This window comes from Hyalangium ruber, from assembly GCF_034259325.1.
Classification (GTDB): domain Bacteria; phylum Myxococcota; class Myxococcia; order Myxococcales; family Myxococcaceae; genus Hyalangium_A; species Hyalangium_A rubrum.
Window position 1 is genome coordinate 138,653 of sequence record NZ_JAXIVS010000018.1, and the last position, 26,846, is coordinate 165,498.

Annotated in this window: 22 protein-coding genes; 12 read left to right on the top strand and 10 right to left on the bottom strand. The window is 70.9% G+C overall.

Annotation, left to right across the window (positions count from 1 at the left end; genetic code table 11):
• Positions 1 to 68: 68 nt before the first annotated feature.
• Positions 69 to 941 carry an SAM hydrolase/SAM-dependent halogenase family protein gene (locus SYV04_RS37890; RefSeq protein ID WP_321550934.1) on the top strand — a complete coding sequence of 291 codons (873 nt, stop codon included), beginning with the start codon at positions 69 to 71 and terminating at the stop codon, positions 939 to 941.
• A gap of 10 nt (positions 942 to 951) precedes the next feature.
• On the opposite strand, the gene SYV04_RS37895 is transcribed toward SYV04_RS37890, so the two are convergent.
• Complete coding sequence (locus SYV04_RS37895) at positions 952 to 1,500, bottom strand: chalcone isomerase family protein (protein WP_321550935.1); 549 nt, start codon at positions 1,498 to 1,500, stop codon at positions 952 to 954.
• Positions 1,501 to 1,836: 336 nt separating this feature from the next.
• Here SYV04_RS37895 and SYV04_RS37900 point away from each other — a divergent pair, with 336 nt between their 5' ends.
• The gene (locus SYV04_RS37900) at positions 1,837 to 3,189 is read left to right on the top strand and encodes an erythromycin esterase family protein (protein WP_321550936.1); all 1,353 of its coding nucleotides are present in this window, start codon (positions 1,837 to 1,839) and stop codon (positions 3,187 to 3,189) included.
• Positions 3,190 to 4,153: 964 nt separating this feature from the next.
• Here SYV04_RS37900 and SYV04_RS37905 read toward each other — a convergent pair.
• A complete protein-coding gene (locus SYV04_RS37905; protein ID WP_321550937.1) occupies positions 4,154 to 4,741 on the bottom strand; it encodes a nuclear transport factor 2 family protein in 588 nt (195 codons plus the stop codon).
• 88 nt (positions 4,742 to 4,829) lie between these two features.
• On the opposite strand from SYV04_RS37905, the gene SYV04_RS37910 reads away from it, so the two are divergent.
• From SYV04_RS37910 to SYV04_RS37920, 3 genes are all read left to right on the top strand, one after another.
• Positions 4,830 to 5,612 (top strand): alpha/beta fold hydrolase, encoded by a 783-nt coding sequence (locus SYV04_RS37910; RefSeq protein WP_321550938.1) that lies wholly within the window; start codon positions 4,830 to 4,832, stop codon positions 5,610 to 5,612.
• 62 nt (positions 5,613 to 5,674) lie between these two features.
• Entirely contained in the window at positions 5,675 to 6,634 is a 960-nt protein-coding gene (locus SYV04_RS37915) for a squalene/phytoene synthase family protein (RefSeq protein ID WP_321550939.1), read from the top strand.
• Between the two features lie 13 nt (positions 6,635 to 6,647).
• A complete protein-coding gene (locus SYV04_RS37920) occupies positions 6,648 to 7,889 on the top strand; it encodes a HEAT repeat domain-containing protein (protein ID WP_321550940.1) in 1,242 nt (413 codons plus the stop codon).
• Here the strand turns inward: SYV04_RS37920 and SYV04_RS37925 are convergent, their stop codons facing one another.
• The 3 genes from SYV04_RS37925 to SYV04_RS43840 form a co-directional block, all read right to left on the bottom strand.
• On the bottom strand, positions 7,890 to 10,247 hold the full coding sequence (locus tag SYV04_RS37925; RefSeq protein WP_321550941.1) for an alpha-2-macroglobulin family protein: 2,358 nt from the start codon (positions 10,245 to 10,247) through the stop codon (positions 7,890 to 7,892).
• Positions 10,244 to 13,339: an MG2 domain-containing protein gene (locus tag SYV04_RS37930; RefSeq protein WP_321550942.1), complete on the bottom strand. Its 3,096-nt coding sequence runs from the start codon at positions 13,337 to 13,339 to the stop codon at positions 10,244 to 10,246. Before SYV04_RS37930 ends, SYV04_RS37925 begins: the two co-directional genes overlap by 4 nt.
• 61 nt (positions 13,340 to 13,400) lie before the next feature.
• Positions 13,401 to 14,948 carry a type IV pilin protein gene (locus SYV04_RS43840; protein ID WP_422724014.1) on the bottom strand — a complete coding sequence of 516 codons (1,548 nt, stop codon included), beginning with the start codon at positions 14,946 to 14,948 and terminating at the stop codon, positions 13,401 to 13,403.
• Positions 14,949 to 15,071: 123 nt separating this feature from the next.
• Here SYV04_RS43840 and SYV04_RS37940 point away from each other — a divergent pair, with 123 nt between their 5' ends.
• On the top strand, positions 15,072 to 16,253 hold the full coding sequence (locus SYV04_RS37940; protein ID WP_321550943.1) for a hypothetical protein: 1,182 nt from the start codon (positions 15,072 to 15,074) through the stop codon (positions 16,251 to 16,253).
• Positions 16,254 to 16,271: 18 nt separating this feature from the next.
• On the opposite strand, the gene SYV04_RS37945 is transcribed toward SYV04_RS37940, so the two are convergent.
• Positions 16,272 to 16,553 carry a hypothetical protein gene (locus tag SYV04_RS37945; RefSeq protein ID WP_321550944.1) on the bottom strand — a complete coding sequence of 94 codons (282 nt, stop codon included), beginning with the start codon at positions 16,551 to 16,553 and terminating at the stop codon, positions 16,272 to 16,274.
• Between the two features lie 88 nt (positions 16,554 to 16,641).
• Positions 16,642 to 16,875: a hypothetical protein gene (locus SYV04_RS37950; protein WP_321550945.1), complete on the bottom strand. Its 234-nt coding sequence runs from the start codon at positions 16,873 to 16,875 to the stop codon at positions 16,642 to 16,644.
• 205 nt (positions 16,876 to 17,080) lie between these two features.
• Here SYV04_RS37950 and SYV04_RS37955 point away from each other — a divergent pair, with 205 nt between their 5' ends.
• Together SYV04_RS37955 and SYV04_RS37960 are read left to right on the top strand one after the other, a co-directional pair.
• Complete coding sequence (locus tag SYV04_RS37955) at positions 17,081 to 17,290, top strand: hypothetical protein (protein WP_321550946.1); 210 nt, start codon at positions 17,081 to 17,083, stop codon at positions 17,288 to 17,290.
• A gap of 51 nt (positions 17,291 to 17,341) precedes the next feature.
• Positions 17,342 to 17,863 carry a GNAT family N-acetyltransferase gene (locus SYV04_RS37960; RefSeq protein ID WP_321550947.1) on the top strand — a complete coding sequence of 174 codons (522 nt, stop codon included), beginning with the start codon at positions 17,342 to 17,344 and terminating at the stop codon, positions 17,861 to 17,863.
• A gap of 12 nt (positions 17,864 to 17,875) precedes the next feature.
• Here the strand turns inward: SYV04_RS37960 and SYV04_RS37965 are convergent, their stop codons facing one another.
• Both SYV04_RS37965 and SYV04_RS37970 read right to left on the bottom strand, forming a co-directional pair.
• Positions 17,876 to 18,784 carry an AEC family transporter gene (locus SYV04_RS37965; RefSeq protein WP_321550948.1) on the bottom strand — a complete coding sequence of 303 codons (909 nt, stop codon included), beginning with the start codon at positions 18,782 to 18,784 and terminating at the stop codon, positions 17,876 to 17,878.
• Positions 18,781 to 19,755 carry a LysR family transcriptional regulator gene (locus tag SYV04_RS37970; RefSeq protein WP_321550949.1) on the bottom strand — a complete coding sequence of 325 codons (975 nt, stop codon included), beginning with the start codon at positions 19,753 to 19,755 and terminating at the stop codon, positions 18,781 to 18,783. Before SYV04_RS37970 ends, SYV04_RS37965 begins: the two co-directional genes overlap by 4 nt.
• A 125-nt stretch (positions 19,756 to 19,880) precedes the next feature.
• Here SYV04_RS37970 and SYV04_RS37975 point away from each other — a divergent pair, with 125 nt between their 5' ends.
• Both SYV04_RS37975 and SYV04_RS37980 read left to right on the top strand, forming a co-directional pair.
• On the top strand, positions 19,881 to 20,480 hold the full coding sequence (locus SYV04_RS37975) for a hypothetical protein (RefSeq protein ID WP_321550950.1): 600 nt from the start codon (positions 19,881 to 19,883) through the stop codon (positions 20,478 to 20,480).
• 73 nt (positions 20,481 to 20,553) lie between these two features.
• Positions 20,554 to 21,381 carry an ATP-grasp domain-containing protein gene (locus tag SYV04_RS37980; protein ID WP_321550951.1) on the top strand — a complete coding sequence of 276 codons (828 nt, stop codon included), beginning with the start codon at positions 20,554 to 20,556 and terminating at the stop codon, positions 21,379 to 21,381.
• On the opposite strand, the gene SYV04_RS37985 is transcribed toward SYV04_RS37980, so the two are convergent.
• Positions 21,378 to 21,677 carry a hypothetical protein gene (locus tag SYV04_RS37985; RefSeq protein WP_321550952.1) on the bottom strand — a complete coding sequence of 100 codons (300 nt, stop codon included), beginning with the start codon at positions 21,675 to 21,677 and terminating at the stop codon, positions 21,378 to 21,380. The genes SYV04_RS37980 and SYV04_RS37985 overlap by 4 nt on opposite strands.
• Positions 21,678 to 21,776: 99 nt before the next feature.
• Between SYV04_RS37985 and SYV04_RS37990 the strand changes: the two genes are divergently transcribed.
• The gene (locus SYV04_RS37990) at positions 21,777 to 23,054 is read left to right on the top strand and encodes an MDR family MFS transporter (protein ID WP_321550953.1); all 1,278 of its coding nucleotides are present in this window, start codon (positions 21,777 to 21,779) and stop codon (positions 23,052 to 23,054) included.
• Between the two features lie 55 nt (positions 23,055 to 23,109).
• Positions 23,110 to 26,616: a VIT domain-containing protein gene (locus SYV04_RS37995; RefSeq protein WP_321550954.1), complete on the top strand. Its 3,507-nt coding sequence runs from the start codon at positions 23,110 to 23,112 to the stop codon at positions 26,614 to 26,616.
• Positions 26,617 to 26,846: the final 230 nt, after the last annotated feature.

Below are 26,846 nucleotides of genomic sequence, written 5' to 3' on the forward strand. Positions count from 1 at the left end.
CCCCTCTGCAAATTCGCGGCGTCCCCCGCTTCATATCGCGTCAGACTGACGGACCGAAAGGAGCGTTCATGCGCCGGGTGTGCCCCTCTGTCCTCCTCGTGATGCTGTGGGTCGCCACGAGTGCCAGCGCGGCGGAGCCCACGCTCGTCTTCATGACGGACTTCGGTCAGCGCGACGACTCAGTGGCCATCTGCAAGGGTGTCATGCTCGGCCTAGAACCCCGGCTGCGGATCATCGACCTATCTCACGACGTCGAGCCCTTCTCCGTGCTGGACGGAGCGCGCTTCCTCGCGGGCACGGCGCCCTACTACCCCGAGGGCACGGTGTTCGTGTCGGTGATTGATCCGGGCGTGGGCAGCACGCGCAAGGCGTTGGTGGTGAAGACGAAGCGAGGGCAGTTCTTCGTGCTCCCGGACAACGGCCTCATCACCCTGGTGGAGCGCCAGCAGGGCGTGGCGGAGGCGCGCGTCATCACCCACCGCGACTGGCTCCACGGCGGAGCGCTCTCCTCCACCTTCCACGGCCGCGACGTCTTCGCCCCCGTGGGCGCGCGGCTCGCGCGTGGGGACGACTTCACCCAGGTCGGCCCACCCGTGACCGACTGGGTGAGGCTGGAGATCCCCGAGGCCCGGCTGACGGACACGGCGCTGCAGGGCACCGTGCTCGCCATCGAACACCCCTACGGCAACCTCGTCACCAACGCGGACGGCGCGCTGCTCGCGAAGCTGGGCTACCAGCGCGGAGACACCGCGAAGGTCACCTTCGGCAAGGGCCGCGAGCTACGCCTGCCCTGGGTCTCCACCTTCAGCGACGTGCCGGTAGGCAAGCCGCTCCTCTACGTGGACTCCCGGGGACGCATCGCCTTCGCGATCAACCAGGGCAGCTTCGCCCAGGCCCAGGGCATCCGCCCGTTGATGCCCTTCGTGCTGCGCCACAAGTAGCCGGCGCTATTTAGCGCTCGAAGACAGGGTTCTTGTGCAGCCACGCGGTGAAGAGCGCGTCGGCGAAGCCCTTGCCGGGAATGAGCACGCCGCCCGAGGCCTCTCCGGAGACGTGCAGCCCGCTCTCCGGCACATAGGTGAGCACCAGGTTGTCCCCCTTGCCCACGTCCCTGAGCGACAGGAGCATCGCATCCAGGCTCTGCTGCATCGGCCCGGAGTGCAGCGCCTCGTTGCGCGAGAGCGCATGGCGCATGGCCTCCACGAGCTGGTCCCGGCGCACCTTGCGCATGAAGCGGAAGTGCAGGCGCTTGAGCTGGTTGGCGGCGATGGCCTCGGACTCCACGCGGGGAATCTCCTCCATGTAGAGCCCCCACACGTAGACGTTGAAGAAGAGCTTCTCCTTGAGGGCCATGTGCGCCAGCTCCAACCGCCGGCCCTGCAGCTCCAGCGTGTCGGGCATCTTCACGCCCGCCACCTCGCGTGCCTCGGCGAGTCCCGCCGCGAGCATCGCCCCCAACACCAACCACCGCGCTCCCGCCACCCAGCCGCTTCGCGCCATCTTCCCGCCCCTCCACCGCCTCACGGCATGGCCTCTGCCCCTCTCCCTCCTGAAGAGGGCCAGGGGGAGGATGTCCAAACCTCTCCACCAAGTCGTGAGCAACCCGAGTACCCAGGACACTGGGCACAGCCTCGGAACGTGGCCAGCGGCCCTGGCGCACAGGTGCATGAATCCCGACAATCGCGGGTCGACGGAAAGCTGCCCCATGAACAGGAGGGTACCGGAAGGGCCTGACAGGCCGTGCGCGGAGGGCAGAGCCCGCCTGCCTGATGGCCCCTCGGGCCTGCCTCCAAAGGGTGACTGGGCGACACCCACGGTTCTGCTCACCTTGCCGGTATGGCCCCCTTCTTCGATGAAGACGAACCGGACATCTCCCAGGCCCTGCTGGATGGGGTGCGCTCGGCCGCCCTGCCGCTGACGGGGGCGCCCACGGATCTGGATGCGCTGGTGGAGGGAATTGGCAACGCGCGCTTCGTCCTCCTGGGTGAGGCAACGCATGGCACGCACGAGTTCTACGCGATGCGCGCGGCGCTCACCCGAAGGTTGATTGCCGAGCACGGCTTCACGGCGGTGGCGGTGGAGGCGGACTGGCCGGACGCGCTCCGGGTGAACGCCTTCGTCCACGGCGAGGGAGGGGACACGGAGGCGGAGGGAGCGCTGGGGGACTTCCACCGCTTCCCCCGGTGGATGTGGCGCAATCAGGAGGTGGCGGAGCTGGTGCGGTGGATGCGGGCGCACAACGCGACCCAGCCACCGGAGCAGCGGGCGGGCTTCTACGGGCTGGACCTCTATAGCCTGCACGCCTCGCTGCGCGCGGTGGTGGACTACCTGGAGAAGGTGGACCCGGCGGCGGCCCGGAGAGCACGGGAGCGCTACGCGTGCTTCGAGCACTTCGGCGAGGACCCGCAGGCGTACGGGCACGCCACGGCGTACGGCTACGCGGGCACCTGCGAGGACGCGGTGGTGGAGCAGTTGATGGAACTCCAGCAGCGCCGACCCCAGGGAGCGAGGGACGAGGACGCGCGCTTCTTCGCCGAGCAGAACGCGCGGCTGGCGCGGGACGCGGAGGCCTACTACCGGACGATGTATGCGGGCCGCAACGAGAGCTGGAACCTGCGCGACACGCACATGGCGGACGCGGCGGACGCGCTGGCCGAACACCTGTCCCGGAAGACGGGCCGGAGCGCGCGGATGGTGGTGTGGGCGCACAACTCGCACCTGGGGGATGCGCGGGCCACGCAGCTCGGAGACCAGGGCGAGCTGAACCTGGGGCAGCTCCTGCGCCAGCGCCACGGCAAGGCCGTGTACAACGTGGGCTTCAGCACGTACACGGGCACGGTCATCGCCGCCAAGGAGTGGGACGGACGGGGCCTGCGCCGCCGGGTGCGGCCGGCACTGCCGGGCAGCTACGAGCACCTGTTCCACGAGGTGGGCCTGGGGCGCTTCCTGCTGCGCATGGAAGACCTGGGCGAGGCGGCCTCGGGCCTGCGCGAGCGGCGACTGGAGCGCGCCATTGGCGTGGTGTACGCGCCGCGCACGGAGCGCTGGAGCCACTACTTCCTGGCGGACCTGCCCGCGCAGTTCGACGCGGTGATGCACTACGACGAGACATGGGCGCTCACGCCGCTGGACAAGGACGCCGGCCACGAGGAGGAGGACGCTCCCGACACCTACCCGTTCGGCCTGTAGCGCCAGGCTGGGGTACTGTGCCCTTCCCTGCCCATGAGCCTCCTCCTTCCCCTCGCGCTCGCCACGGTGGTGGCGACCACCCCCACCGTTGAAGGCCACTGGGAGGGCACGGTCATCTGCCCCCCTCCGGTCCTGTCTCCGGGCCAGCCTCCACAGGCCTTCGCGCTCCATGTCCTCATCGCTCCGGGGCCCCAGGGCTTCCAGGGCCTCCTGAGCTCGCCGCAGCCGGGGATGTCCGCGGAGCTGAAGTCCGTCACCGTGAAGGAGGAGCAGCTTCGCGTCACCGCGAACGTGCCCCAGAACTACCAGGTCGTCCTATCCGGAGAGCTCGACGGCCCCTCCTGGGCGGGGACCCTGACCCAGGGCCCGCTCTCCTGTTCCGCGACGTTCCAGCGCCTCTCGGACCTCCAGCGGAAGACGCTGCCCATTCCCCCCCTGGCCCAGTCCCAACCGAAGTGGAGCTGGATCACCGTCGGGGAGATGGTCTTCCGTTACTATGGCGTCATCGTGACGAAGGACACCGTGGCCTCTTCGTCCCAGTGCAACATCGTCCGCGCGCTGTACTCGGGCAGCGAGCAGTTCCAGTGCAACTCCAACTGCAGCCTCTGCGATTCCATGGGCGGTGGAAGCACCCTCGAGGTGGCGGGGATGCTGACGGCTTTCCCCCGGAAGCTCGCCACCACCGGGCGCCAGACGCCCAAGCTCTTCGCCGCCGGAGCGCCCGTGCTCCCGGCCAGCGACATGCTGCGAGAGCTCGAGCAGGGCAACCCCGTCCTGGTGGGACTCAGCCCGGGCGCGTCATCCGCGATTCCGGCGAGCCTGGACCGATTCCTCGCGCCCATGCATGCCGCGCTGGTCGTCGGCTACCTGAAGACCTCGGCCGAGACGTGGTACCTCGTCAACGACCCCTACCCGTTCTCGGATCCCCTCACGAACCCCTATCTGCAGCAGCAGGGCGTGCCCGTCATGGGCCTGCACCAGGGCGCACCGGTTCCGGTGGCGTATTGGATTCGGGAGAGCGCGTTGAAGTCGGGCTTGCAGTGGAGCGAGTCGTTCCTGCTGCGCGCGGAGCCTGGGGCTGCTTCAGGTGTGCCTCGATCCGACCCTTGAAATCGGGCAGCAGTGCGTTGGGGATGGGGACGGAGAGGTTGTACTGGGCGATCTTCCAGCCCGTCCCCTCCTTCACCAGCACCCCCGAGCCTCGGCACGGCCCCATGTTGGGGGTGTCGAGCGCCTCGTCGAACCAGGCCACGGCGCCATCCTTCGACAGGGAGATGTTGCGGGACACGGCCTTGAAGCTCCACGCCTTGCCGCGCGCGAAGAAGGGCTTGGCCCACACCCGGAACGCATCGCGCGTCCACCGCTCGGTGGCATCCGTGCCCAGGAAGACACCGTCCGCGGTGAAGTGGCCGAAATAACGCGCCTCGTCCGCCTCGGCGGCGGCCTTGTGCCAGTCATCCAGCACGGCGGCGATGGCGGGGCGCGCATCCGCCTTGCCGGCCTCGGGGGTGGCGGCGGCGAGTGCAAGACACAGCAGGGAGGCTATGGACACGGAGTGTCTCCGGGATGGAGGGCGTTCACGATATGAAGCGCGAGGGCCCAGGCCCTGGTCAAGCCGCACGGCGGGAAAGGTGACACACGTGGTTCTCGAGAGCTTCCAGGTGGGTGCGGGCGAGGTACCCACCGTGCTGCTGCACGGCTTCCTCGGCTCGGGGCGCAACCTGCGCTCGCTCGCCACGGCCTGGAGCGAGGCGGATCCCCGCCGGCGCTTCCTGTTGGTGGACCTCACCGGCCATGGCACCTCCCCGCCCCTGCCGCCGGGCGCGGACCTGGACACCCTCGCGAGGGACGTGCTGGAGACGGCGCGTGCCAAGGGCTTCACCGGGCCGCTGGAGCTGGTGGGGCATTCACTGGGAGGCCGGGTGTCGCTCGCGGCGAGCCTCGCCGCTCCCTCGGAGGTCGCCAGCGTGACGCTGCTGGACATCACCCCGAGCCCCGTGCCGGTGGACCTCTCCGAGAGCGGCATGGTGCTCAACGTGCTGCTCCAGGCGCCGGACAGCGCGCCGAGCCGGCGGGAGATGCGCGCGGCGCTGGTGGGCCGAGAGCTGTCGGAGCCGCTGGCCGACTGGCTGGTCATGAACCTCACCTCCACGCCCGAGGGAGGGGTGCGCTGGCGCTTCGACCGGCAGGCGCTCTCCGAGCTGCACGGGCGGGTGAACGGAACGGACCTCTGGCCGGCGGTAGAGCGTCCGGGTGCGCGCGTGCGCTGCATTCGCGGCGGCCGTGCGCGCTATGTGTCGGACGCGGACGTGCGGCGTATGGAGGCGGCCGGCTGCCCGGTGGCCACGCTCCCGGAGGCGGGGCACTTCGTCCATGTGGATGCGCCCCAGGCACTGCTGCGCTGGCTCATGGAGGGCAACTGACGCAAGAGGCGCTACGCTTCCCGTCTCCAGGCTCTGGCTTCTCGTGTGAGGATCTCTTCTCGATGATGGATGCACCTGTCGGACCCGCCTCACCCCTCTCGGACAGCGAAGTCACGACGCTCCTGGAGCGCACCAGCCGCACCTTCGCGCTCGCCATCCCCTTGCTCGAGCAGCCCCTGCGGCGAGAGGTGGGCCTGGCGTACCTGCTGCTGCGCGTCGCCGACACGCTCGAGGACGCGGCGACATGGACGCGGGAGCAGCGTCGCACGGCGTTGACCGAGATGGAGGTGCTCATCGAGGGTGGCGCGGGCCCGGGAGCCTCCGAGCTCGCTCACCGCTGGCTGGCGCTATGCCCCTCCGAGGACGCCGGCTACCTGCAACTGTTGGAGCACACGCCCCAGCTCCTCGCGAGTCTGGAGGCACTGCGCCCCGAAGCCGGCGCCATCCTGCGCCAGTTCGTGCTGCGCACCGTGCGCGGCATGCGGGAGGTGCTGGCCCGTGCCACCGAGCAAGGCCTGCTGACGTTGGGCTCCCTCGAGGAGCTGCGCGCCTACTGCTACGTGGTGGCCGGACTGGTGGGCGAGCTGCTCACGGAGCTCTTCCTCCTGGATGAGCGCCTGACGACGTCCGCCCCGAGGCTGCGCGCCCTTGCGCCCCTCTTCGGCGAGGCGCTGCAATTGGTAAACGTGCTGAAGGACGCGACGCAGGACCGCGAACAGGGTCGCTCGCTGCTGCCCGAGAGCGTCCGGCTGGAGGATGTCCACGCGCTCGCCGCGAGCGACATCGTCGAGGCGGCCCGCTACGTGCGCGTCCTCCACTCCGCGGGAGCCTCGCGCGGGGTGCTGGCCTTCACCTCGCTGCCGCTGCAGCTGGCGCACTCGTCGCTCGAGCTGCTGTCGCGCAAGGGCCCCGGCGCGAAGGTGTCCCGCTCGGAGGTCGCCTCTCAGATGGAGGCGCTCCAGGAAGCGCTCCAGCGCGGCGTGCTGCCGGACGATGTGAACCGACTCGCCCAGGACAGGTGAGGACGCGGACGTGATGCGCCAGCTGCTCGACCAGCTCTACAGCCGTGACGCGAAGACCTCTGACTCGGCCCGGGAACAGCTCATGTTCCACAGGACGAGCACCGAGGAGGACGCCCGCGCAATCGTCGAGGCGCTCTCACGCGAGGCGCCCAGCCCCCGGTCCGCGTACGACCGGCCCGAAGGCGTCCTCCTGGGCCTCATCCAGTCCCCCGGCAGCCAGGAGGCGATGGAGTACTTCCGAGACCATGCGCCCGCCGCCATCATGGCCGCCTGGCCGCGACTGGCGGAGCGGGACCGCGGCTTCGCGCTCAAGGTACTGGCGATGATCGGCTCCCGGGAGGGCCTGGCCTTCGTCGCCCGCACCCTGGCCGAGCCCAAGGGACCGAGCGACTACATGGTCTCGTTCGCCCTGGAGGCCATCCCCGCGGATACCGAGCACGTGGAGGCCCTCTTCCCGACCCTGGAACCGGTGCTCGACTTCGAGGACGACCGGGCGGTGATGGTGCTGGACTTCGCCAACCGGCTGGCGATGGCCGGGCGGCTGCGTCCCCACCCGGCGGCGACCCGGCTGGACCGCCTGCAGCGCGTCATCGAGAGCGAGGACGAGGGCCGCTACGGCCACGCCATCTCCGCCTGCTACGCGCTGGCCTCGATTCCAGGCGCTCGGGCGCTGGAGCTGTTGGAGATCGCCTCCCAGCACCCTGATCCGCTGGTCCGGATGGAGGCGCTCTACAGCAAGGTCCGGCACGGTGCTCCCGACGCAGCGGAGGCCCTGGCGAAAGCCACGCTGGACCCGACGATTGCCCTACAGGCGCGGAAGTACCTGAAGGAGCTGGGCAAGGCGCACCTCATCCCCAAGGAGGCGAATGATCGCGCCTTCCTGGCGAAGGCGGAGATGATCTCCTGGCTCACGCACCCCAACGAGTTCGACGGACCTCCGGAGTCGATCGTCCTCTGGGACCGGCGGGTGCTCGACTGGCCTCCCACGAAGGACCGGCGCGAGCTGTTCCTGTTCCACTACCGCTACCCGGCCTGGAACCCGGAGGAGGAGCCCGAGCAGGGCGTGGGGCTCGTCGGCTCGGTCACCTTCAGCCTCACGAACCAGACGCAGCCTCCTCCGGAGGGGACTCCGGAGGACGCTTACGTGGCCCACTGCCTGTGGGAGCTGCGACAGGAAGGGGATCCGCGCGGCGAGACGCTGACGCCGGAGGCCACGCGGAGGCTGCTCGGCTTCAAGCCGAAGCTCGTGAGCTGATCAGCGCACCGTCCAGAGGGCCGGAGGGACGTAGGAGATGAGGTCCGGCCGCTCCACGGGGAAGAGGCTGGAGGCCCCACCCTGCAGCGTGCCCGCCAGCGTGGGCACCACCCGGAAGCTGGCCTGGAAGGGCACGCCGGCGTCGCGGGGTGGCAGGGAGAGCGTCAGCGCCCCATCCTCCACCTCATAAGAGGACACCTTGCCCTCGGCCACGAGGCGCTCGAGGCTCTGCGTGTCCGCCTGCGCCCCCGCTGGCAGCGCATAGCGCAGCTCGAGCGCCATTCCCGCCGGAGTGGCCGCCTGCAGCGCCACCTCCACGGGCTGGCCCACCTTCGCCTCTGCCGGCACCTTCACCGCCAGCTCCAGCCCCTGGCCCTTCTCGGACTTCCACGGCACATAGGCGCTCAGTGACAGCGAGAAGCCCAACCCTGGCACCGCGGGCTCCGCGCGCACCGTCCACGTGTGCGCTCCCGCCGAGCCCGGCGCCGCCGCCTCCAGCGCCAGCACGTCGCGCAGGGCCTTGGCATCGAAGGTGCCTTCGCTGAGCACCTTGCCATCGCGCTCGAGCACCACCTGCACCCGCGAGGGCAGCGGCTGGGAGAAGAGCGCCATCGCGGCCTGGAGGCACAGGAGGTTGGTGCGGCCATCGCCCCAGCCCAACCCCGGCTGGTAGCCGGAGAGCAGCGCCGTGCCCAGGTCCGCCATCGGCGCCTTGGCGTCTCCGGCGAGCGCGAGCACCGCCAGCGCCGTGGCCTCCACCTCGGGCGGCGCCGTCCCGTCCGCGCGCACCACGCCGGGCTCCACCGGCAGGGACACCGCGCCGTCCTCGCGCTTCTTCAGCGCCTGGCGCACCTGCTCACGCAGGCGCTCCTGGAGCGAGCCCGTCACCCCGCCGCTGGCCAGCACGGCCGCCGCGGTGTAGCCCTCCTGCACCTGCGAGAGGTTGCGCTCGAAGGCGCCGAGGGCCCGCGCGCTGAAGGCCGCAGCCCGCTGGCTCCCGCCCTTGGAGGCGCTGGAGGCCGCGCGCACCGCCTGCGCGCAGTCGGCGGTGGCCACCAGCAGCCGCTGCAGCGTCCACCCGTCCGCGCCCTGGCAGGTGCCATCCGGGCGTTGCGCGTTGGCCACCTGCGCGGCCAGGCGCTCCCCGAGCCGCGAGAGCACCGGGTTGTCCGGGTGGGTGAGCGCCGCCTGCGCCAGCAGCGCCGCGGTGGGCACGTCCGGCGAGCGGCCCGCGCGCAGCACCCGCTGCCCGGCCACCATGGACATGGCCTTGAGCGCCTCGGTGTCCGCCGTCTCGCCCAGCGTCTTCAGCAGCGTGGGCGCGCGGCCCGACAGCAGCAGCGCGTAGGCATCCTCCGCCACGCCCCCGCGCCCGCTGGCGGCGGCCAGCTCCGCGCGCAGCACGCCCAGGGCGCCCGGGTACACCAGCAGCCGCACCCGCTCGCTGCCGGCCTCCACCTCCGCCGGCCCCTCCAGCGTGAGGGTGCGCGGCGCCGCGAGCGAGCCCCCGCGCGTCTGGCCCACCGGCCGCCCGGTGGGCACCACGTCGAAGCCGCGCACCACCGCGTCGGTGGTGCCCAGCGAGGCCCGCACGGAGACAGGGCCCGGCTGGGTGGCCTTCAGCGTCACGTACTCCACCACGCTGCCCTGGGCGGGCACCCGCACGGTGCGGGCGGCATTGCCCTCCACCACCGCGCCCTCGGCCGAGAGCTTCAGCGGCTGCTCCACCGCTCCGCCCGTGGTGTTCACCACCTGCACGGGCAGGCGCACGGTGTCCCCCGTGCGCAGGAAGGCGGGCACCACCGGGTCCACATAGGTGGGAAGCGTGCCCGCGAAGCTCGTCACCGCGCCCGCCTGCGCGCCCGAGCGCGAGTGCCCCAGGGCCAGCACCCGCCACCGGGTGAGCCGGTCCGGCACCCGCACCGGCACCGTCGCCTGTCCGGCCGCGTCCGTCACCACCAGCGGCTCGAAGAGGAATGTCTCGGGGAACCAGGCGCGGCTGGGCGCCGCCTCGGCCTCCACTCTGCCGAACTCATCCGCCAGCTCGGACTCTGGCTCCATCCTCGACGTCGCCAGGGGCATGGGCTTGGCCATTGGCATGGACTGGCGTCGCTTCTTCGCCGACACCTTCCGGTCCTCGCCGCCCCCTCCTTCCGCGAGTTCCTCCGCCGGAGGCGCCATGGCATAGCCCGGCGCAGCCTTCGAGGCATCCATTTCCATGTACGACGCGTTACCGGCGAGCGCGGGAGCGGACGCCATGAGCACGTTGCCACTGGACAGGAACAGGAAGCCGCAGGTGACTATGCCCAGCATGAACCCCGCGAACAGGATGCCGCCAATCTTCAGTGCGCGCTTCATGGCGCCTCCCGGGCGACCCACGCGCCCCAGTTCTCGACGTCCTCGGACAGCCGCGTTCCACCCACCACCACCACCCGCGGATCAGTGAGCGCGAGCAGATCCGGTGGCAGCCGCGACAGCTTCAACCGGCGCCCGTAGGCGTCCGTGACGCTCTCGCCGCGCTTCTCACAGGCACTCAGCGCCTGCTCCCACAGCTGGGCCATGCCGGCGGGGCTCAGCGTCTCCCCGGCGGGCGCCTTCTCCTCCCAGGTGCGCACCTGCGCCGTCAGCTCTCCCAGCACCCGGTAGAAGGGCTCGGCCACCTCCACCTCTGGCTCGAAGGGGCTCTGGGCGAGCATGGACAACGAGGGCTCCGACTCTTCGGGGCGCGGCACGCCCGTCACGCGCACCAGGGCCGCCGCCGCCGCGTTGGCGCCGCGAATGCGCCCCATGGCAAGCGCCTGCCCATCGAGCACCCCGAAGGCGGGGCTGGCCACCGCGGGCACGGGCCGCACTTCCCCGAGCGCTCCCGGCCCGGGAAGGGGCGCCAGTTGCGCCAGCCCCTCATCCACGCCGAAGAGGCCCACGGCGGCAGGGCCCTCCTTGCCCTCCACGCGGGTGCGCAGCAGCAGGCGGGCCACCTCTCCGGGGGCGTAGGCGGGCTTCTCCGGCGCCACCTCCAGGGCGAGCTGCGCGCGCGGCGCGGCGTACACCCGGGCGATCGCCTCGCCCCACCGCACCTCGGCCCAGCCCTCGAAGTTCGCGGGCAGGCGGAAGCTCGCCACGCGCGCGGCCTTCTCCACCTTGGACTCCAGCCGCTCCGCCCCCGCCTCCAGCCAGAGCTTCTCTGGCAGCTCGCCGGTGAAGCCCGGGCCGCGCAAGAGCTCCACCCGCACCTCCTCTCCACCACGCGCGAGCACCGGGGTGGCGCGCAGCCGCTGAGCGGGGAGCTCGGTGGGAGCCAGGAAGAGCTTCGTCGAGCCGGCGTCCTTGCCCTCCACCTGGGCGCTCACCATCAGCTCGTAGCCCAGGCGCGTCGTGGCCTGGGCCTGGGCCTCCTCCTCCGAGGCGTAGGCGGGCCGCGCGCTGAGGTACGCCACGCCCATCATGTCCGGCGGCGACTCGCCATCCTCGCGCGCCTGTCCCATCGGCAGGGTGACGCGGGCGAAGCGGGCCTGGAGGCAAGGAAGCACCGAGGCGGGCAGCCACTCCTCCCCCTCCTCCTTGGGAGCGGGCGCCCACCCCACCTCCACCTCGGGACGGTCCGCCCGCACGCGCCAGCGCAGGACCACGGGCGCTTGCGCCTCCTCCTCCAGCTTCGCGGGCAGGCACGCGCGCGCGTCCAGCGCCGCCTCCTGCAACGCCTCCTCGAGGTGGGAGGGCTTGGCGGTGACGGAGTTCACCTCCATCTCCAGCTCGGGGAGCCGCGGATCCATGACGGTGAAGCTCAGGGAGAGCATGCGCTCGCGTCCCGCCGACAGCGTGCGCCCTCGGGCCACCTCGGCGAGACAGGCCGAGAGCCGCCCCGGGCCGCTCACCACCTCGGCAACACCGCCACCGGCATTCACCCGCACGCCCAGGTGCGCCTCACCGGTGCCCATATCTGCCGAGACGAAGCGCGCACATGGATGGAACGCGGGCAGCCACCGCTCCAGGGCCACCTGGTCCTCCAGCGAGGGCTCATGCCCCGAGCCGAGCAGATCCATCGTGTCCGAGAACGCCACGGGCGGCGGAGGCGGCGCCCTGCGCACCGGCATGGGAGGAATGACGACGTTGACGGGGACGCCCGGATCGAACTGCAGGGCGGCCACGCCATCCTCATCGGCCACGGCGCGCACGCCAGTGTCACGCGGATCCCACGCGCGCTTGACGGTGAGCTCCGCGCCGGGCAGCACCTGCCCATCCGCGCTGGTGACGCGCAGGTAGACGCGGTTGCTGTAGTTCTGCACCAGGCCACCCTCCAGCTCCGTCACGGCGGAGACGGCGAGGGCATCCTCGGAGAGCAGCACGGAGACGCCACCCACCACCGAGTCTCCGGCGGGATCCACGGCCGTCACCTGGGCCGAGAGGGTCACCTGGCCACGCAGGTCCCCGGGCACGCGCGGCAGGCTCACCCGGAAGCGCCCGGCCCCGTCCGTCTTCGCTTGGGTGGGCAGCGCGCCACCGAGCCACTCCAAGGGCAGCGGCCACGCGCCGGAGGGGCGCCAGCCGAACGACACGCTCGCGCCCGCCACCGGCGCACCCGAGCTATAGAGCACCTGCCCCTCCACGGAGGGCGTCTCCCCCGCGCGCCAGAAGGGCTGGGGGCTGGAGGCCTCCACGCGGAAGCGCGGCAGGGTGAAGGGCTCCACTTGGAAGGAGGCCTCGGCGCTGGTGCCGCCGCTCATCCAGAGCACCCGCCAGGTCCCCGTGGGAGCACCGCGGTCCAGGGGGATGGCGCCGGACACCACGCCCCAGGGGCCGGCTGGGGCGCGCTCCTCCAGCACGGAGTCTCCGTTGGGATCCACCACCACCCACGTGCCGGGGCGCCCGTCCAGGGGGCTCAGGTCCTTGGCTCGCAGCGCGACGGCGCGGAACTGCACCCGGTGGCCGGGCTCATAAAGAGGACGATCCGTGAGGACATGGATGCGCGCGGGCGAGTAGAGGGGCAGCGTGGCCTCCACCGAGTCGGTGCCCAGGGGCGTGGTGACGCGGGCCCGCAGCCGGTAGTCCCCATCCGGCAGCACGGGCAGCTTCACCTGCCCCACGAGCGCGGCGTCATCCTCGCGCTCCCAGCCCTTCTCAGGGGAGAGCGGCGTCTCCTTGCCGGCGGCGTCCAGCAGCGTGAGCTGAGCCTCCGCCCGGCGTACCACCCGGGCCAGCAGCTCCTGGCCGGGCAGCTCCCCGACACCATGGGCCAGGGCCCACACGCGTACGGTGCCGGTGCGCTCGCGCGCCAGCTCCTGCACCTGCAGGTTCACCGTCTGCCGGAAGCGCCCATCCGGGCAATGTGCCACGCGCACGCCATGGAACAGCCAGGCCGACAGGCACAGCTGCGAAGCGGCGATCGCCACCGCCCCGAGCACCACCGCGAAGCCGCCGGCGAGAAGCCAGCGGCGGGTCCGGACCTTCATGTCTGCCTCCCCGACCCCCACTCTATGCCGGGTCGGGGGCAGCGTGCCCGCTCGCCTACTCCTACTCCAGATCGTTGCTCAACTGCTCCGGCTCGCCGTCCTGATCGATGACCCACACGTCCCAGGTGTCATCCGAGTCCATGTTGGCGTAGGCGCAGACGGAGAAGCCGTCCTTGGCGCCCTGGCCCACGGAGGTCAGCCCCTGGCACGGGTGGGGCGGCGGGGCCACCTGGCACCCCTGCTTGTCACAGGGCAGGCACTGCTTGCCCATGCAGTAGGTGTAGAGGCGCCCCTTCTCCGGCGAGAAGCCGATCTCCTCGAAGCTACGGCCCCACCGGTCCTTCTCCTGGAAGTAGACGCGCTGAGAGGTGAAGGCCGCCTTGAGGTTGGCCCGCACCTCGGACTGCTTGGCGCGGCCCTGGAACTTGATGAAGTTGGGGATGGCGATGGCGGAGAGGATGCCCATCATCGCCACGGGAGTGCCGCCACCGGAGAGCTGGTCGGCCAGCTCCTTCACCGAGCCCTCGGGCACCGTGAAGGCCAGGGAGAAGCTGTCCTGGGTGGAGGACACCTGGAGCGACTGGCGCGTCTGGGTCCAGTAGCCCTTCTCGTCCACCACTCGCTCGGCGGTGAGGGCGCTCGTGGCCTGCTTCAGCGAGGCTGGCGCGGTGGCGTCCGCGGCGACGGCCTTCTGCACCTCGGCCAGCCCGGCGGCAACGCGCTGGCGCACCTCGGCCTGATGGGTGTCGTAGTCGGTGATGGACTTCTTCACGATCGCATCCAGCATGCCGATGTCCTTCGGCGCGGCACCCTGCACGTTCAGGCTCAGGCGCACCGCATCCCGGCCGGTGAAGGCCAGCCGGCCACGGCCCTTGGCGCCCAGGTCCACGCGCAGGCCCACCAGCAGCGGCGCCTCGCCGGGCGTGGCGGCCGGAGCGGTGGGGGGCGGCAGCGCCTCGAAGGCGGTCAGCGCGGTGGGCGTGCCGAACAGCAGCAGGCCTCGCTTCGGGCGGATGCAGACGGGGGTGCCCAGCTCCGAACCCTCCACACACAGGTCCTGCCCGCGCAGGGCCATGCGCACCTCGGCGCCCTCGCGCCCCAGCTCCTGAGCCACGGCGCGGAGGATGGAGGCCACGCCCGCCAGCAGCTCCGGGTTCTCCGGCGAGCCCTCATCCACGGCCAGCGCGCCCACCACCTCGTTGGGGAGCACCTCCGGACCCTGGCGCAGAGCGCGATCGGTGGGGACGATGAAGGCGATGCGACGCACGCCCGGCCACTTCGCCCACTGGCGCAGCAGGGCTCCGGCCACGGAGCCCCGAGCGAAGAGGCGCGCCTCGGAGCCCTCTCCCACGGACAGCTGGGCCATGACGGTGGAGGCCATGCCCGCGAGCTGATCCATCGTCGGCCCCTTGCCGGCCAGCCCCAGGTCCTCGAAGGCATCCAGGTTCACCACCAGCGCACCGCCGGGCCCGGGCGCCTCGGCGCGAGCGAAGACGGCGGCGGCCTCGGGCGACAGCGGAGGCGGAGGCGGGGGCGGCGGCGGCGTGGAAGGCGTGGTGGCACAGCCGACCGCCAGGGCGGCGAAGAGGGCAACGAGACGCAGACGCATGCGGACTCCATCAGAGGAAAGCGCTTGGGTGTCTAGTCTTCCGAGCGGCAGGGATCGAGGGCTTTTCGCGAAGTTGCGCTAGCGTCGGCGCCCTCCCTTTGCCACCGGGGTTCCCGCTCCACCATGCCCGCCGAGAAGCCCAGGACGCCGCAGGACGCGCTGCCCTTCCGCCTCGAGGCGCTGCTCGACGCGCTGACGGACCGGCACCTCGCCGACCGGCTGGAGCGGGTGTACCGGGCAGCGGCAGTGGCCATCGACCGGCTGGGCCACTTCAACATCGTCAAGTACGAGCCCACCACGGTGGAGCCGGATGGGGCGGACCTGTCGCTGTGGGAGACGATGGCGCCGGCGCTCCGGGACACGCTGGTGGACGTCAACCACCTCATCGCGTTGGTCCGCGAGCAGTTCCCGGCACCGGAGCGCCCCGCGGGGAAGGACGACGGCTGGAGGCCCCCGCCGGCCAGCGCGGACGAGCGGCTGGCGGACGAGGTGGAGGTGGTGTTCCACGGGAGCGCGGAGCGGCTGGCGCGGCGCGTGGCGGACCTGGGCGAGCGCGTGCGCCGTCCGGAGGTGGTGAGCGACCGCTGGGCGCTGATGGCGGAGCTGCAGAGCTTCCGCCTGGACTACCGCTCGCGGATTGGAGACCTGGTGTACCTCACCGCCTCGGCCTTCGAGGACGTGCGCCGCGAGGAGGTGGTGCCGGGCCAAGCGGTGCAGGTGTCCGCGGCGGCGGCGCTGCGGGGCGCGATGATGGACCTGAAGCGCTCGCTGCTGAGCAAGCTCGAGCGCGTGGCGCGCGTGGGGCCCGAGGGGCTGCCGGCGCTGGCGCGACAACTGGAGGAGAGCCTGGCGGCGTTCGCGACGATGCCGGCCTCCATCACCCTGCGCACGCGGGACAAGCAGCAACTGGTAGAGGTGCGCGGGCAGTTGCGAGAACACGCGGGCCAGCGGCAACTGGAGGCCGAGGTGCTGCCCCGGCTGCTGCAGCCCATCCTCGGCACGCTGGAGCGGGTGGCCGAAGAACTCACCACCCAGGTGCTCACGGGGCACGACCGGGCGGTGTGGGCCGCCTGCGTCGCGCGGCTGGAGCAGGCCTCGATGCACCTGTTCCTGAGCTCACCCGGCGCCGAGCGCGTGCTGCTGGAGGCGCTCGAAAGAGCAGGCGAGCTCTATGGACGCTCGGCCGCTTTCGATGCGTTCCTGCGCAAGAGCCGCCGGGCCCCGGGCCAGGGGCTGGAGGACTCGGAGCTACGCGAGACGCTGGAGTTGTTCCGCGAGCGGCTCGCGCAACTGCCGTTCCACTGAAGGGACCCGGAAGCCGGGCTACTCCTTCTTGGTGCCTTCCGGCAGCGCGGGCGTGGACCTCGCGGCGGGCAGCACGCGCAGCTGCTGGTAGCGCTGGCCGAGCGTCTCCGGCGTCAGCTCCTCCTGCCACTGCTTGGGGTTGGTGTTCCACCCGAAGTCGGCGGGGACCTTGCCGCCGCCCTGGCTCTTGTAGCCGATCATATCGGGGAACTGGTTGGACCAGCGGCCACCGGGATCCGGCTCACTGGTGACCGACTGGCGGTTGGTGGGAAGAACGAGGGGCTTGGGGGCGTCGCTCATGATCGTCTCCTACGAACCCACGCAGCCTCTCCGAATCCCGCTCGCATGGGTAGAAGAAAGCTGCGGCCGAGCCCCCGCCCGCGCTACCTCAAAGGCCCACATCCACCGGCAGTGCGGCTGGCCGTGCCCGCCTCCGCTGCCGCGCCCGGGCCTTGGCCGCTGGAGGCAACATCCGAGGCCCCAGCTCGAACACGGCGGCGAAGAATCGCGCCTGGGCCTCGCTCCCATAGCGGTAGTGCCGCACACCGCCCTGCTTCAACACCACCTTCACGCTCCACCCACGTCGATCCTGGACGAGCGCCACCTGTTCAATCTCCGCCATCCGCCCATCCCCCCCTCGGGAGCCTTTACTTGAAAGAGCCGTGCCAGACCGGACACGGGACTTCGCCGGGTTGCGGTGTGTACAGGTGGGCATTCGCGGATCGCCCCGTAAGGACTTCAGGGTCGCTCGCCTGGCCGCCTGCTCACTACCGAAGGACAGGTCCAACTCGACTTGTGGTGGCCGAATTCTGCGTTACGTCAAAGGCATGAATGCGATCCCTGAGTTGAACGGCGACCGGTTCGCCGAGTTCACCCTCCCCGACGGCTGCATGGTGTGCGGAGGTGAGGTGACGATCCGCGCGACTCCTTCGGGGGCGCACAGCTACTGCGCCAGGTGCCACAGCCTGACGCGGCCCCGCATGCGGGTGCGCGGCAACAACCTGGAGCTGTCGTACGCGGCCACGGCCAGCGCGTAGCTCCCGTCCTCTGTTCACCGCTCCAGGTGCGGCCCATGAGAGAGTCGCTCCATGCTCTCCCTGCCCCTGGAGCTGGGCCTGACGGCGCGCCGGCTCGAAGAGAAGGACACCGCGGCCCTGCAGGCGCTGTGTGACGCGTGCGCCGACTACCACGTCCTCATCTATGGTGAGCCCGCCGGGCCTGGAGAGGCGCGGAACCTGCTGACGGAGCTGCCTCCGGGCCGGACGCTGGAGGACAAGTTCTTCTTCGGCCTCTTCACGCCACGTCCGCGCCTGTGCGGCGCGCTGGACCTGGTGCGCGACTGCCGCGAGCCGGGAGAGTGGTACCTGGGGCTGTTGCTGCTCGAGCCGGGAGTGCGAGGCAAGGGCCTGGGCGAGGGCATCCTGCGCGCGGCGGAAGGCTGGGCGCGAGCCCAAGGCGCGTGGCGGATCCGCCTGGCGTGCGCGGAGCAGAACACCTCGGGGCGTCGCTTCTGGGAGCGCCACGGCTACCGCGAGGACAAGCCCTTCCCACCGAGGCGCATGGGCACGCGGGAGACGGTGCTGGTGGAGCTCGTCCACGCCCTGGAGTGAGCACGCCCCTGCTCAGCGCACCAACCACAGCCACAGGGGCGCGGTAGCGAAGGACAGGGGAATGCCCAGCCCCACCATGAGGGCCGCCAGGTCCGGATCCAGCTCGTACTCGGCGGCGAGGATGGCGCCGCTGACCATGGGGGCCATGGCGTTCTGCAGCACGGTGGCCTCGCGAACGAGCGGAGTGACAGCGGGCAAGGCCCACAGCCCGAGCACCACCAGGGCGGGCGCCAGCACGAGCTTGTAGCCGAGCCCCAAGGCCAGCGCGCCCACGCGCTCCCGCATGCCTCCCAGCTGGAGCTGAAAGCCCACGGAGAAGAGCGTGAGCGGCGTGAGCGTCGAGCCCAGCCGCTCCAGCAATCCATCCAGCCAACCGGGGAAGGTCCAGGGGCGCAGGAGCAGGGCGAGCACGAGCGCCACGAAGGGAGGAAACGTCACCACCTTGCGCAGGAGCGTGACCGGGCGCAGGGCGCCACCACCGGAGGAGGTGTGTACGGCGAAGACGGTGGCCAGCGTGGCGAGCACGAGGAAGGAGCCGAGCTGATCCACCACCACGGCCACGGCGAGCCCCTCGCGGCCAAGCAGAGCCTCGGCCATGGGCAGGCCGACGAAGGCGGTGTTGCTCAGGCCCGCGGTGAGCACGATCGCGGCGATGGATGCGCGCCCCAGGCCCAGCCGAGGGCCGATGAGCCGACAGAGGAGCACGGCGCCCAGGAAGATGAGCCATGGCGAGACGGCGGCGGCGATCAACCCGGGACGGAACTCCAGCCGGTGGACCGCGCGGAGCACGAGCGCGGGCAGGGCCACGGCGAGAACGAAGGAGTTGATCACCATGGCGGTCTGCGCCGGGAAGCGCTGGCTGCGCCGCCCCAGCGCCCCGAGCATCAGACACACCCCGAGCAAGCTGATGACCTGAATCATGAGGCCCGGCCCTTCGCCTTGCGAGGCGTGGCCACGGCAGGAGCCACGGGAGCAGGCTCCACCCTCGGAGCGGGAGGGCCCTCGCCCGCGATGAGGGAGCGCTCACGCTGGATGAGCTCTGCCAGGAAGTGGAGCACGGCGCGCACACGCGCGTTGTGCTGCAAATCGCGGTGTACTACCAGCCAGATGTCACGGCGCAGCGAGGCCACGGGCGGCATGAGCCGCCGCAGCCCGGGCTCTCTGTCCCCCATGAAACAGGGCATGAGCCCCAGCCCCACGCCGGCGCCCGCGGCCGCCACCACCGACAGCAGCGAGTTGCAGCGCACGGCCACCCGGGCGGACGTCGCCACCTCGTTCATCCACCGCGCCTCGGGCCACTTGGCCGCCGCGTCCGCGTAGCCGATGAGCTCATGGCCCGCGAAACCTGTGGCCGGGTCGGGCAGCCCGCGCCGCGCCAGATACCGCTCGGCGGCATACGGAGCGATGGCGATCTCCCCCACCTTGCGAGCCACCAGGGTGTCCTCCTGGGGGCGAGTAAGACGCACGGCGATGTCCGCCTCGCGCCGAGCCAGGTCCAGGGCGCCATAGTCGGTGAGGAACTGCACCTCGATGCCGGGGTGGCGCTCGCGGAAGGGCCCGAACAGCGGCAGCAGCGTGCGCACGGCGAAGGCCTCGGTGGTGGTGATGCGCACGGTGCCCTCCAGCCGCGCGTCCTCGCCACTGGCCTTGCGCTCCACGGCGAGCGCGGTGGACTCCATCTCCTCCACGGAGGCGCGGATGTTGCGCCCGGCGGCGGTGGGCACGAAACCCGCCGGCATCCGATCGAAGAGGCGGGTGCCCAGCTCCTCCTCCAGGGCCGCCAGCCGCCGCCCCACCGTCGTGGCGTCCACGCGCAGCGTGCGAGCCGCGGAGGCGAGCGAGCCTTCACGGGCGATGGCCAGGAAGTAGCGCAGGTCGTCCCAGTTCGGCATGGCCTGCAAATTCGCAGGGGCCTGCTGCGAACACCAGCGTTTTCGCATGGCGGGGACTGAGGCATTCCTATCGCCGTTCGGACGCGCTGCCGCGCCCGAGTCGCTCACCGAAAGGAAGAACCGCCATGAAGACCTCCCTGCCCCTGTTCGCCTCCCTCGTCGCGCTGCTCACCGTCGCCTGTGCCAGCACTCCGGAGGGCGCGAAGACGGCGGTGAAGCCCCAGGACCTGAAAGGCACTTGGTCGAGCCCGACGTGCGAGGCCGCGGGCGGCACCAACTTCATCCAGCGCCACTTCACGCTGACGGAGAACACCTGGACGCTGAACCTGGACGCCTTCGGGGACGCGCAGTGCCAGACGAAGCTGTTCACGGCGCGAGTCCAGGGCCCCTACACGCTGGAGAAGGACTCGGCGGCGGTGCCGGGCGCCACCGAGGGCAACTTCGGCTTCGGCGAGCTCTACATGACGCCGCACCTGCCGGCGTTGGCGGAGGCGTTCCAGAACGCGAAGTGCGGCACGGGGACGTGGAAGGTGGGCGAGGAGCAGCGGACGACAGAGACGGGCTGCCTGTTCTTCCAGCCGACCTCGGCGTGCGGCACGGACCACGACCTCGTGAAGGTGGACGGCGAGCAGCTCTTCTTCGGTCAGCGCCCGGCGGACAACAACATGTGTACGCCGGACAAGCGCCCGGCGGCCCTCACCGCGAAGCCCGTGGTGAAGCGCTGAGCCTTCAGAAAGACGACGCCGCCCGTCCGCCAACCAGGAACGGGCTTTCACAGTGCTGCTAGCGTCCGAGCGTATGGGACGCACCATCGCGATCATCAATGGCGAGCAGTACTGGCACAGCTACTTCCCGGGCGACGAAGTCATCTACCGCCGCATCCAGGACTGCGCCTGGGTGCTGCGCGACGGAGAGCTGTGGTGCATCGACCGCGAGGCGGCCACGCGGCTGGACGGAGTGCTCTGGCGCGTGGGCGCCATCCGGCCGCAGGAGCGTTACCGCACGGCGCTGGAGATCATCCGCCTGAGTGGGGTGCCGTGCGTGAACCCGGCGGAGGTGCTGCTGCGCGGCTTCGAGCGACTCTCCATGCTGGCGGAGCTGCGCGCGGCGGGCCTGAAGACCATCTCCTTCGATGTGGCCACGGGCGACGACATGGCGCGCCGGCTGGGGAGGAACTTCCCGCTGGTCGTGAAGGCGGGCAACCACCACGGCGGCTACGGCAAGGCGCGGGTGCAGGACAACGAATCCTGGGGAGACGTGGCGGACCTGCTCTTCGCGGTCGAGGAGTACGTCACGGTAGAGCCGTACATCGACTATCGGCGGGACGTGCGCTGCCTGGCGGTGGGTGACCGATACTGGGCGATGGAGCGAGAGGGGCGCGGGTGGAAGGCGAACGTGGATACGCGCAAGTACCGGCTCATCGAGCCGCCCGAGGTGCTCGTCCAGCAGACGCGCGCGGCGATGACCCACTTGCGCGCCGATACGCTGGCGCTCGACTTCCTGGAGAAGGAGGACGGCGAGTTCGTCGCGCTAGAGAGCAACGACACGCCCGGCTACTCCGGCTTTCCAGACGAGGTGCGCGCCGCCCTGGCGAACTGCCTGAAACAGCGGCTGGGCGCCGCCTAGGGTTGCCGGAAGGTGCGCTGGATCTTCCCTCGCCTCAAATAGACGACCTGGAGTCCGCAGGAAGCACACTTCACCTCCCACTCTCCAGGACCGGTCTTGGAGCCCTCCAAGGGCAGGAAGGTGACGCGGATGATGCGCAGGTCGTACTTGCTCCCGCACTCGGGGCAGCGCAGAGAGGACAGCCTGGGCCAATCCCACCGGTACCGGAAGTCGTTGAGGCTGACCACGGCGATGAAGAGGGCCGTGCCCACCACCACGCAGGCCACCCAGGCCAGCAATTGCATGAGGAAGCTCATGGCGCAGCCCTTCTGAAGCGCCCAGCCTACCCGCTCCGGAGCGCCTCCAGGGACGAGTCCTGCCCGTCCGTCCTCTTGGAGACCGCGAGGCGCTGGCGCATGCTGCGCGCCCTGATGGGCCCCCCCTCTCGAACGACGCTCCGCACCCGACTGGTGGAACAGGTGCGCGCCACCGTTGGCGGGCTGCCTGGGACGTACTGGCTCCTATGGACGGGCACGCTGGTGAACCGGCTGGGCGCCTTCGTGGTGCCCTTCCTGGCGCTCTACCTGACGCGGGAGCGCGGCTTCAGCGAGGAGCAGGCGGGCCTCGTCGCGGCGCTCTACGGTGCGGGGGCGGTGGTGTCTGGGCCGCTGGGAGGCACGCTGGCTGACCGGTTCGGGCGACGGACGGCGCTGGCGCTCGGCTTGTGGCTGGGCTCGGCGGGGATGATCTTCCTGGGCTTCTCCCGGGAGCCGATGTGGATCCGCGTGGCCGCCTTCACGCTGGGAATCGTGGGAGAGATGTACCGGCCGGCCGTCTCCGCGGCCATCGCGGACGTGGTGCCGCCCCAGGATCGAACGCGGGCCTTCGGGCTGCTCTACTGGGTGGTGAACGTGGGCTTCTCCATCGCGCTCCCCTTGGCGGGGCTGGTGTCCCGAAGCGGCTTCCTCCTCCTCTTCCTGGTGGATGCGCTCACCACCTTCCTCTACGGCTGCATCGTCTGGTTCAAGTTCCCGGAGACCCTCCCTCAGCGCTCCGCTTCGAACTCCGTGCTGCCCTCGCTGGCGCCCTTCTGGGACAAGACGTTCCTGAACTTCTGGCTGCCCACCTTCCTGATGGCCCTCATCTTCTTCCAGATGAACGTGGCGCTCGCCCTGGACCTGGGCGCGCGGGGCATGAGCCCGGCGCAGTTCGGGCTGGCCCTGTCCGCCAACGGCGTGCTCATCGTGCTGGTGCAGCCCTTCGTCGGGCGCTTCGTCTCCCATTGGCGCCGCTCCGCCGTGCTCGCCGGCGCCGCGGTCTTCACCGGCGTGGGCTTCGGGCTGCATGTGCTGTCGTTCAACGTGCCGCTGGCCATGATGGCCGTGGTGGTGTGGACGGTGGGAGAGATCCTCAACGCGGCGGTGGCCCCCTCGGTGGTGACGGACCTGGCGCCGCCGGCGCTGCGCGGTAGCTACCAGGGGGCGTTCCACATGAGCTGGGGGCTGGCCGCGTGCGTGGCGCCCGTACTGGGCAGCCAGGTACTGGGCCGCTTTGGAGGAATTACGCTCTGGAGCGGCTGCTTGCTGGTGGGCCTGATCGCAGCCGCCTGGCACCTGCTCGTCGCCGATGCACGGCGCCGCCACATGGAAGTGCTGAGGACGCGGCACGAGGGCGTGAGCGAGAGCGTGGACTGAGCCGCTCGGACCACCTTTCCCAGCATGCGGCGCGATGGGCTAACGTCCTCGGGCCATGCACCTGACGCGCGCCTCCACCGCCCTGTTGCTGACGTGGCTCCTCAGCTCGGGCTGCACCCGGAGCACCCCTCCCCCTCCCACGTCGACGAAGAGTCCCAGCGCCTCTCAGGAGGAGGTGGCCCGCTTCCAGAAGGCGGGACTGGCCGCGCCCGCGACGGCGCCCGGCCAGGCGGACACGGGCGAGGTGAACCTCGCGGAGCTGCGTGACTCGGTGGCGGATCCGCAGGTGCTCACCGAGGAGCAGATCGCGGCGCTCGAGCGTCCAGCCCAGCGGGAAGCCTCGGCGACAGGGGAGGCTGCCGCGCCGGATTCGCCTTCCGTCGAGGCGGAGGTGGCCGAAGGCGTGGAGGCAGGAGTCCAGGGAGGCTTCGTTGGAGGAGTCGTCGGTGGAGCGCTCGGCGGCCGCGCCGCCAGCACCCCTGCGATGGAGCCGAGCGCCGCCGGAGCCCCTCCGCCTCCGCCTCCACCTCCGCCCGCTCCCGCTCCCGCGGACATGGCGCGCAAGGCCGATCCTCAGAAGCCCTCGAGTGGCAAGGGTGGAGCGCCGCCCACGCCGGTGCTGCCGAAGGTGGAGGCAGCGCCCCGAACGGCCAAAGTGCTGGTAACGGATGAGGCGGGCCGCTACCAGCCGCTCAAGACGCGCGCGGTGCGCGTGGTGACGTACATCCAGGGCGCCCGGGCACGCACGGTGGTGGACCACCTGTTCGAGAACGACACGAGCCGCAGCCTGGAAGGCACCTTCTACTATCCGCTGCCGGGAGGAGCGACGGTGGCGGGCTTCGCCATGTACTCGGGAGCGGTAGCGGTGAACACGCCCTCGCTCTTCCAGTCCTCGGAGCTGCTGCCGCCTCTGGGAGAGGACTCGGCGAAGGTGGAGGAGCTGGGAGCTGCCGCGCCGCCGAGCAAGCCGGGGGCAAAGTACACCTGGGGTGAGCGCCAGGAGGCCCGGGTCGTCGAGCAGAAGCGAGCGCGTGAGGTGTACGAGGAGGTGGTGCGGCGCAACGTGGACCCGGCCCTGTTGGAGTGGGCGGGAGCCTCCACCTTCAGCGCGCGCGTGTTCCCCCTGCCTCCCAAGAGCCTCAAGCGCGTGGTGATCGCCTACGAGCAGACGCTGCTCTTCGATGGGCAGCGCCTGCGCTACACGTGGCCGCTGCCTCCCGGCGCGGGGAAAGAGCTCCAGGTCTCTGCGCGAGTGCATGTGGACCCACGCCACACCGCGGAGGTGCTGGTGCAACCGGAGCCAGGTCCCCAGCCACGAGCGCTCGGCCCATGGCAGGCGTACGACTTCTCCAAGCTGCAGGGAGACGGCGCGCTGGCGGTGGCGCTCACGCCCAAGAACGCGGAGGCCGACGTACTGGTGGGCAAGGATGCGGCGGGGCTGCCAGGCCAGGCCTTTCACGCTCGCGTGCGGCTGCCCGAGCGTCTGACCTCGGGCGCGGAAGGCGCTCCCACCGGACGGGCGGTGCTGGTGGTGGACACCTCTCTGTCGGCGGAGGACGGCAACGCCTGGGCACTCCAGGCAGCCACCTTGCGCGCACTGCTGGAAAAGGATCCGACGCTGAAGGAGTACGCGGTGCTGCTGTTCGACGTGCGTCCGCGCTGGCTGCACGCCCCGGGTTGGCGGCCCAATGACGCCGCGAACCGCCAGCAGAGCTTCTCGGAGCTGGAGCGCATGTTCCTGGAGGGCGCTTCACACGTGGACGGAGCGCTGGAGGAGCTGGACCGAGCCGGGCGCGAGTGGCTCGAGCCCGCCCAGCCCAACGAGCGGGTGACGGCCTTCCTGCTCTCGGATGGCAATGCCACCTGGGGCCAGAGCCAGGTGGACGCACTGCTCACCCGCCACCCCAGCGTGGCGACACTGCGCTGGGTGAGCTACCGCTTCGGCGAGGCGGCGGTGAACACGGAGCTGTTCGACGCGCTGGCGCGAACCAGCGGTGGCCGCGTGGTGAACGTGCTCTCCGGCTCGGAGGTGGAGGCAGCGGCCAGGGCGCACCGAGCCGCCTCGGTGGTACTGGAGCGGGTCACGGTGAAGGGCGCGCAGGTGAAGGATCTGGTGGTGGCGGGCCGGCCCCACCTGCTCTTCCCGGGACAGGAGCTGCAAGTGGCCGGGCGGCTGCCGTCGGAAGGCGCGGCGGAGCTGGAGGTGGTGACGCGCGCCGGCCAGGAAGAGCGCGTGCTGCGTGTGCCCCTGCCGCGCGAGGAAGACAGCCTCTTCGCGCCGAGAGCCTGGGCGGAGCTGTTCGTGGGGCGACTGGTGTCGCTGGACGACGAGCGGCTGGACCGGATGGTGGTGGCGCTCAGCCAGCACTACCGCCTGGCGAACGGGCGGGCCTCCATGCTCATCCTGGAGTCGGAGGGCGACTACACCCGCTACTCCGTGCGCAACGAGCAGGTGAACCTGGAGGACCTGGAAGGGCTGCGGCGCAAGGAGGAGGATCAGCGCCGGGACAAGCTGCTGGGCATCGCCTTGGACGAGGTGCCGGACTCGGGCCGGGAGGTGGTGCGCCGGCTCGAAGCCCTGCGTTCACAGCTCGCGCCGCTGCTGCGGCGTCAGCCGCTGAAGGATGAGCCCTACGCGGGCGGGGAGGAGCGCCTTCAGGCGGAGCTGGAATACCGCAAGGCTCGGCGAGAGAACCGGGACGACGTGCTGGTGTACGAGGCCATCTCGCGCAAGCGGGCCTTCTCGGGAGACACCTGGGGGGCAGTGCGTGCCCTCTCCTCTCCGGTGGAGCTGCGCCCGAAGGATCCGGAGGCGCTGCGGCTGGTGGGCTACGGCATGCTGGCGCTGGGGCAATACCCAGCGGCGGCCGAGCTCTTCGAGCACGTGCGGCTGAACCGGCCCTTCGAGGGCCAGGCGTACCTCGAGGAGGCGTTGGCGCTGGACGCGACGGGCCGCTACGGAGAGGCCGCGCGCAACTACGAAATCGTCCTGGCACGTTCGTGGGCCCGACACCCCGCCGAGGTGAAGACGGCGGCGGCGTACCACTACGCACGGATGCTCTCGGCACTCGCCCGACACCCCCGGGCGGAAGCGGCGGCCACCGCGCTGCGAAACCGGGTGGGCGAGCTGGCGAAGCTCGAGTACCAGGGCGCGGAGATGAACTTCCAGCCGATCGACTACCAGCTCACCACGCACTGGAACTCGGACAGCACGGACATCGATCTCTGGGTCATCGAGCCGACCGGCGAGCGCTGCTACTACTCGCACCGCGACACGAGCCTGGGAGGCAAGCTCTTCTGGGACATCACGGATGGGCTGGGGCCCGAGCTGTACCACGCGCGCAAGGCGGCGCCGGGGCCGTACCACGTGGTGGTGCATTACTACGGCAACCGCTCGTCCCGGTACGTGGTGCCCACGGCGCTGCTGTTGGTGAGCGACCGAGGCGTCTTCACACCGGAAGAGGAGTACCGGCGACGCTTCCAGGTCCGCATCCTGCCCAAGGATGACGCCCGGCTGCTGCTGCGCCGGGAGGAGATGGTGCCACTGGCGCAGGCACGCTGATCAACAGCCGACTTCCGTGCCGCGAGCTTCAGAACGGCAGGAGGAACACGGCCATCAGCGCCAGGTACATGACGATGACGAAGAACATCGCCAGGTAGTTCGGGTCGGTGTCGTACATCAGGGAGTTGGGATTCATGGTGGCCTTCTTTCGGAGGTCTTCACCCTTTCCTACGGCCCGAGTCCCAAATCATTGCGCCACGACTCCCCCCGAATCGGGCACGCCCCAGCTG

Bases quoted from the DNA above. Each gene is read 5' to 3' on its own strand.
- SYV04_RS37890 (WP_321550934.1), top strand. From the start codon at position 69: ATGCGCCGGGTGTGCCCCTCTGTCCTCCTCGTGATGCTGTGGGTCGCC.
- SYV04_RS37895 (WP_321550935.1), bottom strand. From the start codon at position 1,500: ATGGCGCGAAGCGGCTGGGTGGCGGGAGCGCGGTGGTTGGTGTTGGGG.
- SYV04_RS37965 (WP_321550948.1), bottom strand. From the start codon at position 18,784: ATGATTCAGGTCATCAGCTTGCTCGGGGTGTGTCTGATGCTCGGGGCG.
- SYV04_RS37995 (WP_321550954.1), top strand. From the start codon at position 23,110: ATGCACCTGACGCGCGCCTCCACCGCCCTGTTGCTGACGTGGCTCCTC.
- SYV04_RS37900 (WP_321550936.1), top strand. From the start codon at position 1,837: ATGGCCCCCTTCTTCGATGAAGACGAACCGGACATCTCCCAGGCCCTG.
- SYV04_RS37955 (WP_321550946.1), top strand. From the start codon at position 17,081: ATGAATGCGATCCCTGAGTTGAACGGCGACCGGTTCGCCGAGTTCACC.
- SYV04_RS37915 (WP_321550939.1), top strand. From the start codon at position 5,675: ATGATGGATGCACCTGTCGGACCCGCCTCACCCCTCTCGGACAGCGAA.
- SYV04_RS37985 (WP_321550952.1), bottom strand. From the start codon at position 21,677: ATGAGCTTCCTCATGCAATTGCTGGCCTGGGTGGCCTGCGTGGTGGTG.
- SYV04_RS37970 (WP_321550949.1), bottom strand. From the start codon at position 19,755: ATGCCGAACTGGGACGACCTGCGCTACTTCCTGGCCATCGCCCGTGAA.
- SYV04_RS37930 (WP_321550942.1), bottom strand. From the start codon at position 13,339: ATGAAGGTCCGGACCCGCCGCTGGCTTCTCGCCGGCGGCTTCGCGGTG.
- SYV04_RS37925 (WP_321550941.1), bottom strand. From the start codon at position 10,247: ATGAAGCGCGCACTGAAGATTGGCGGCATCCTGTTCGCGGGGTTCATG.
- SYV04_RS37975 (WP_321550950.1), top strand. From the start codon at position 19,881: ATGAAGACCTCCCTGCCCCTGTTCGCCTCCCTCGTCGCGCTGCTCACC.
- SYV04_RS37980 (WP_321550951.1), top strand. From the start codon at position 20,554: ATGGGACGCACCATCGCGATCATCAATGGCGAGCAGTACTGGCACAGC.
- SYV04_RS43840 (WP_422724014.1), bottom strand. From the start codon at position 14,948: ATGCGTCTGCGTCTCGTTGCCCTCTTCGCCGCCCTGGCGGTCGGCTGT.
- SYV04_RS37940 (WP_321550943.1), top strand. From the start codon at position 15,072: ATGCCCGCCGAGAAGCCCAGGACGCCGCAGGACGCGCTGCCCTTCCGC.
- SYV04_RS37920 (WP_321550940.1), top strand. From the start codon at position 6,648: ATGCGCCAGCTGCTCGACCAGCTCTACAGCCGTGACGCGAAGACCTCT.
- SYV04_RS37990 (WP_321550953.1), top strand. From the start codon at position 21,777: ATGCTGCGCGCCCTGATGGGCCCCCCCTCTCGAACGACGCTCCGCACC.
- SYV04_RS37950 (WP_321550945.1), bottom strand. From the start codon at position 16,875: ATGGCGGAGATTGAACAGGTGGCGCTCGTCCAGGATCGACGTGGGTGG.
- SYV04_RS37960 (WP_321550947.1), top strand. From the start codon at position 17,342: ATGCTCTCCCTGCCCCTGGAGCTGGGCCTGACGGCGCGCCGGCTCGAA.
- SYV04_RS37945 (WP_321550944.1), bottom strand. From the start codon at position 16,553: ATGAGCGACGCCCCCAAGCCCCTCGTTCTTCCCACCAACCGCCAGTCG.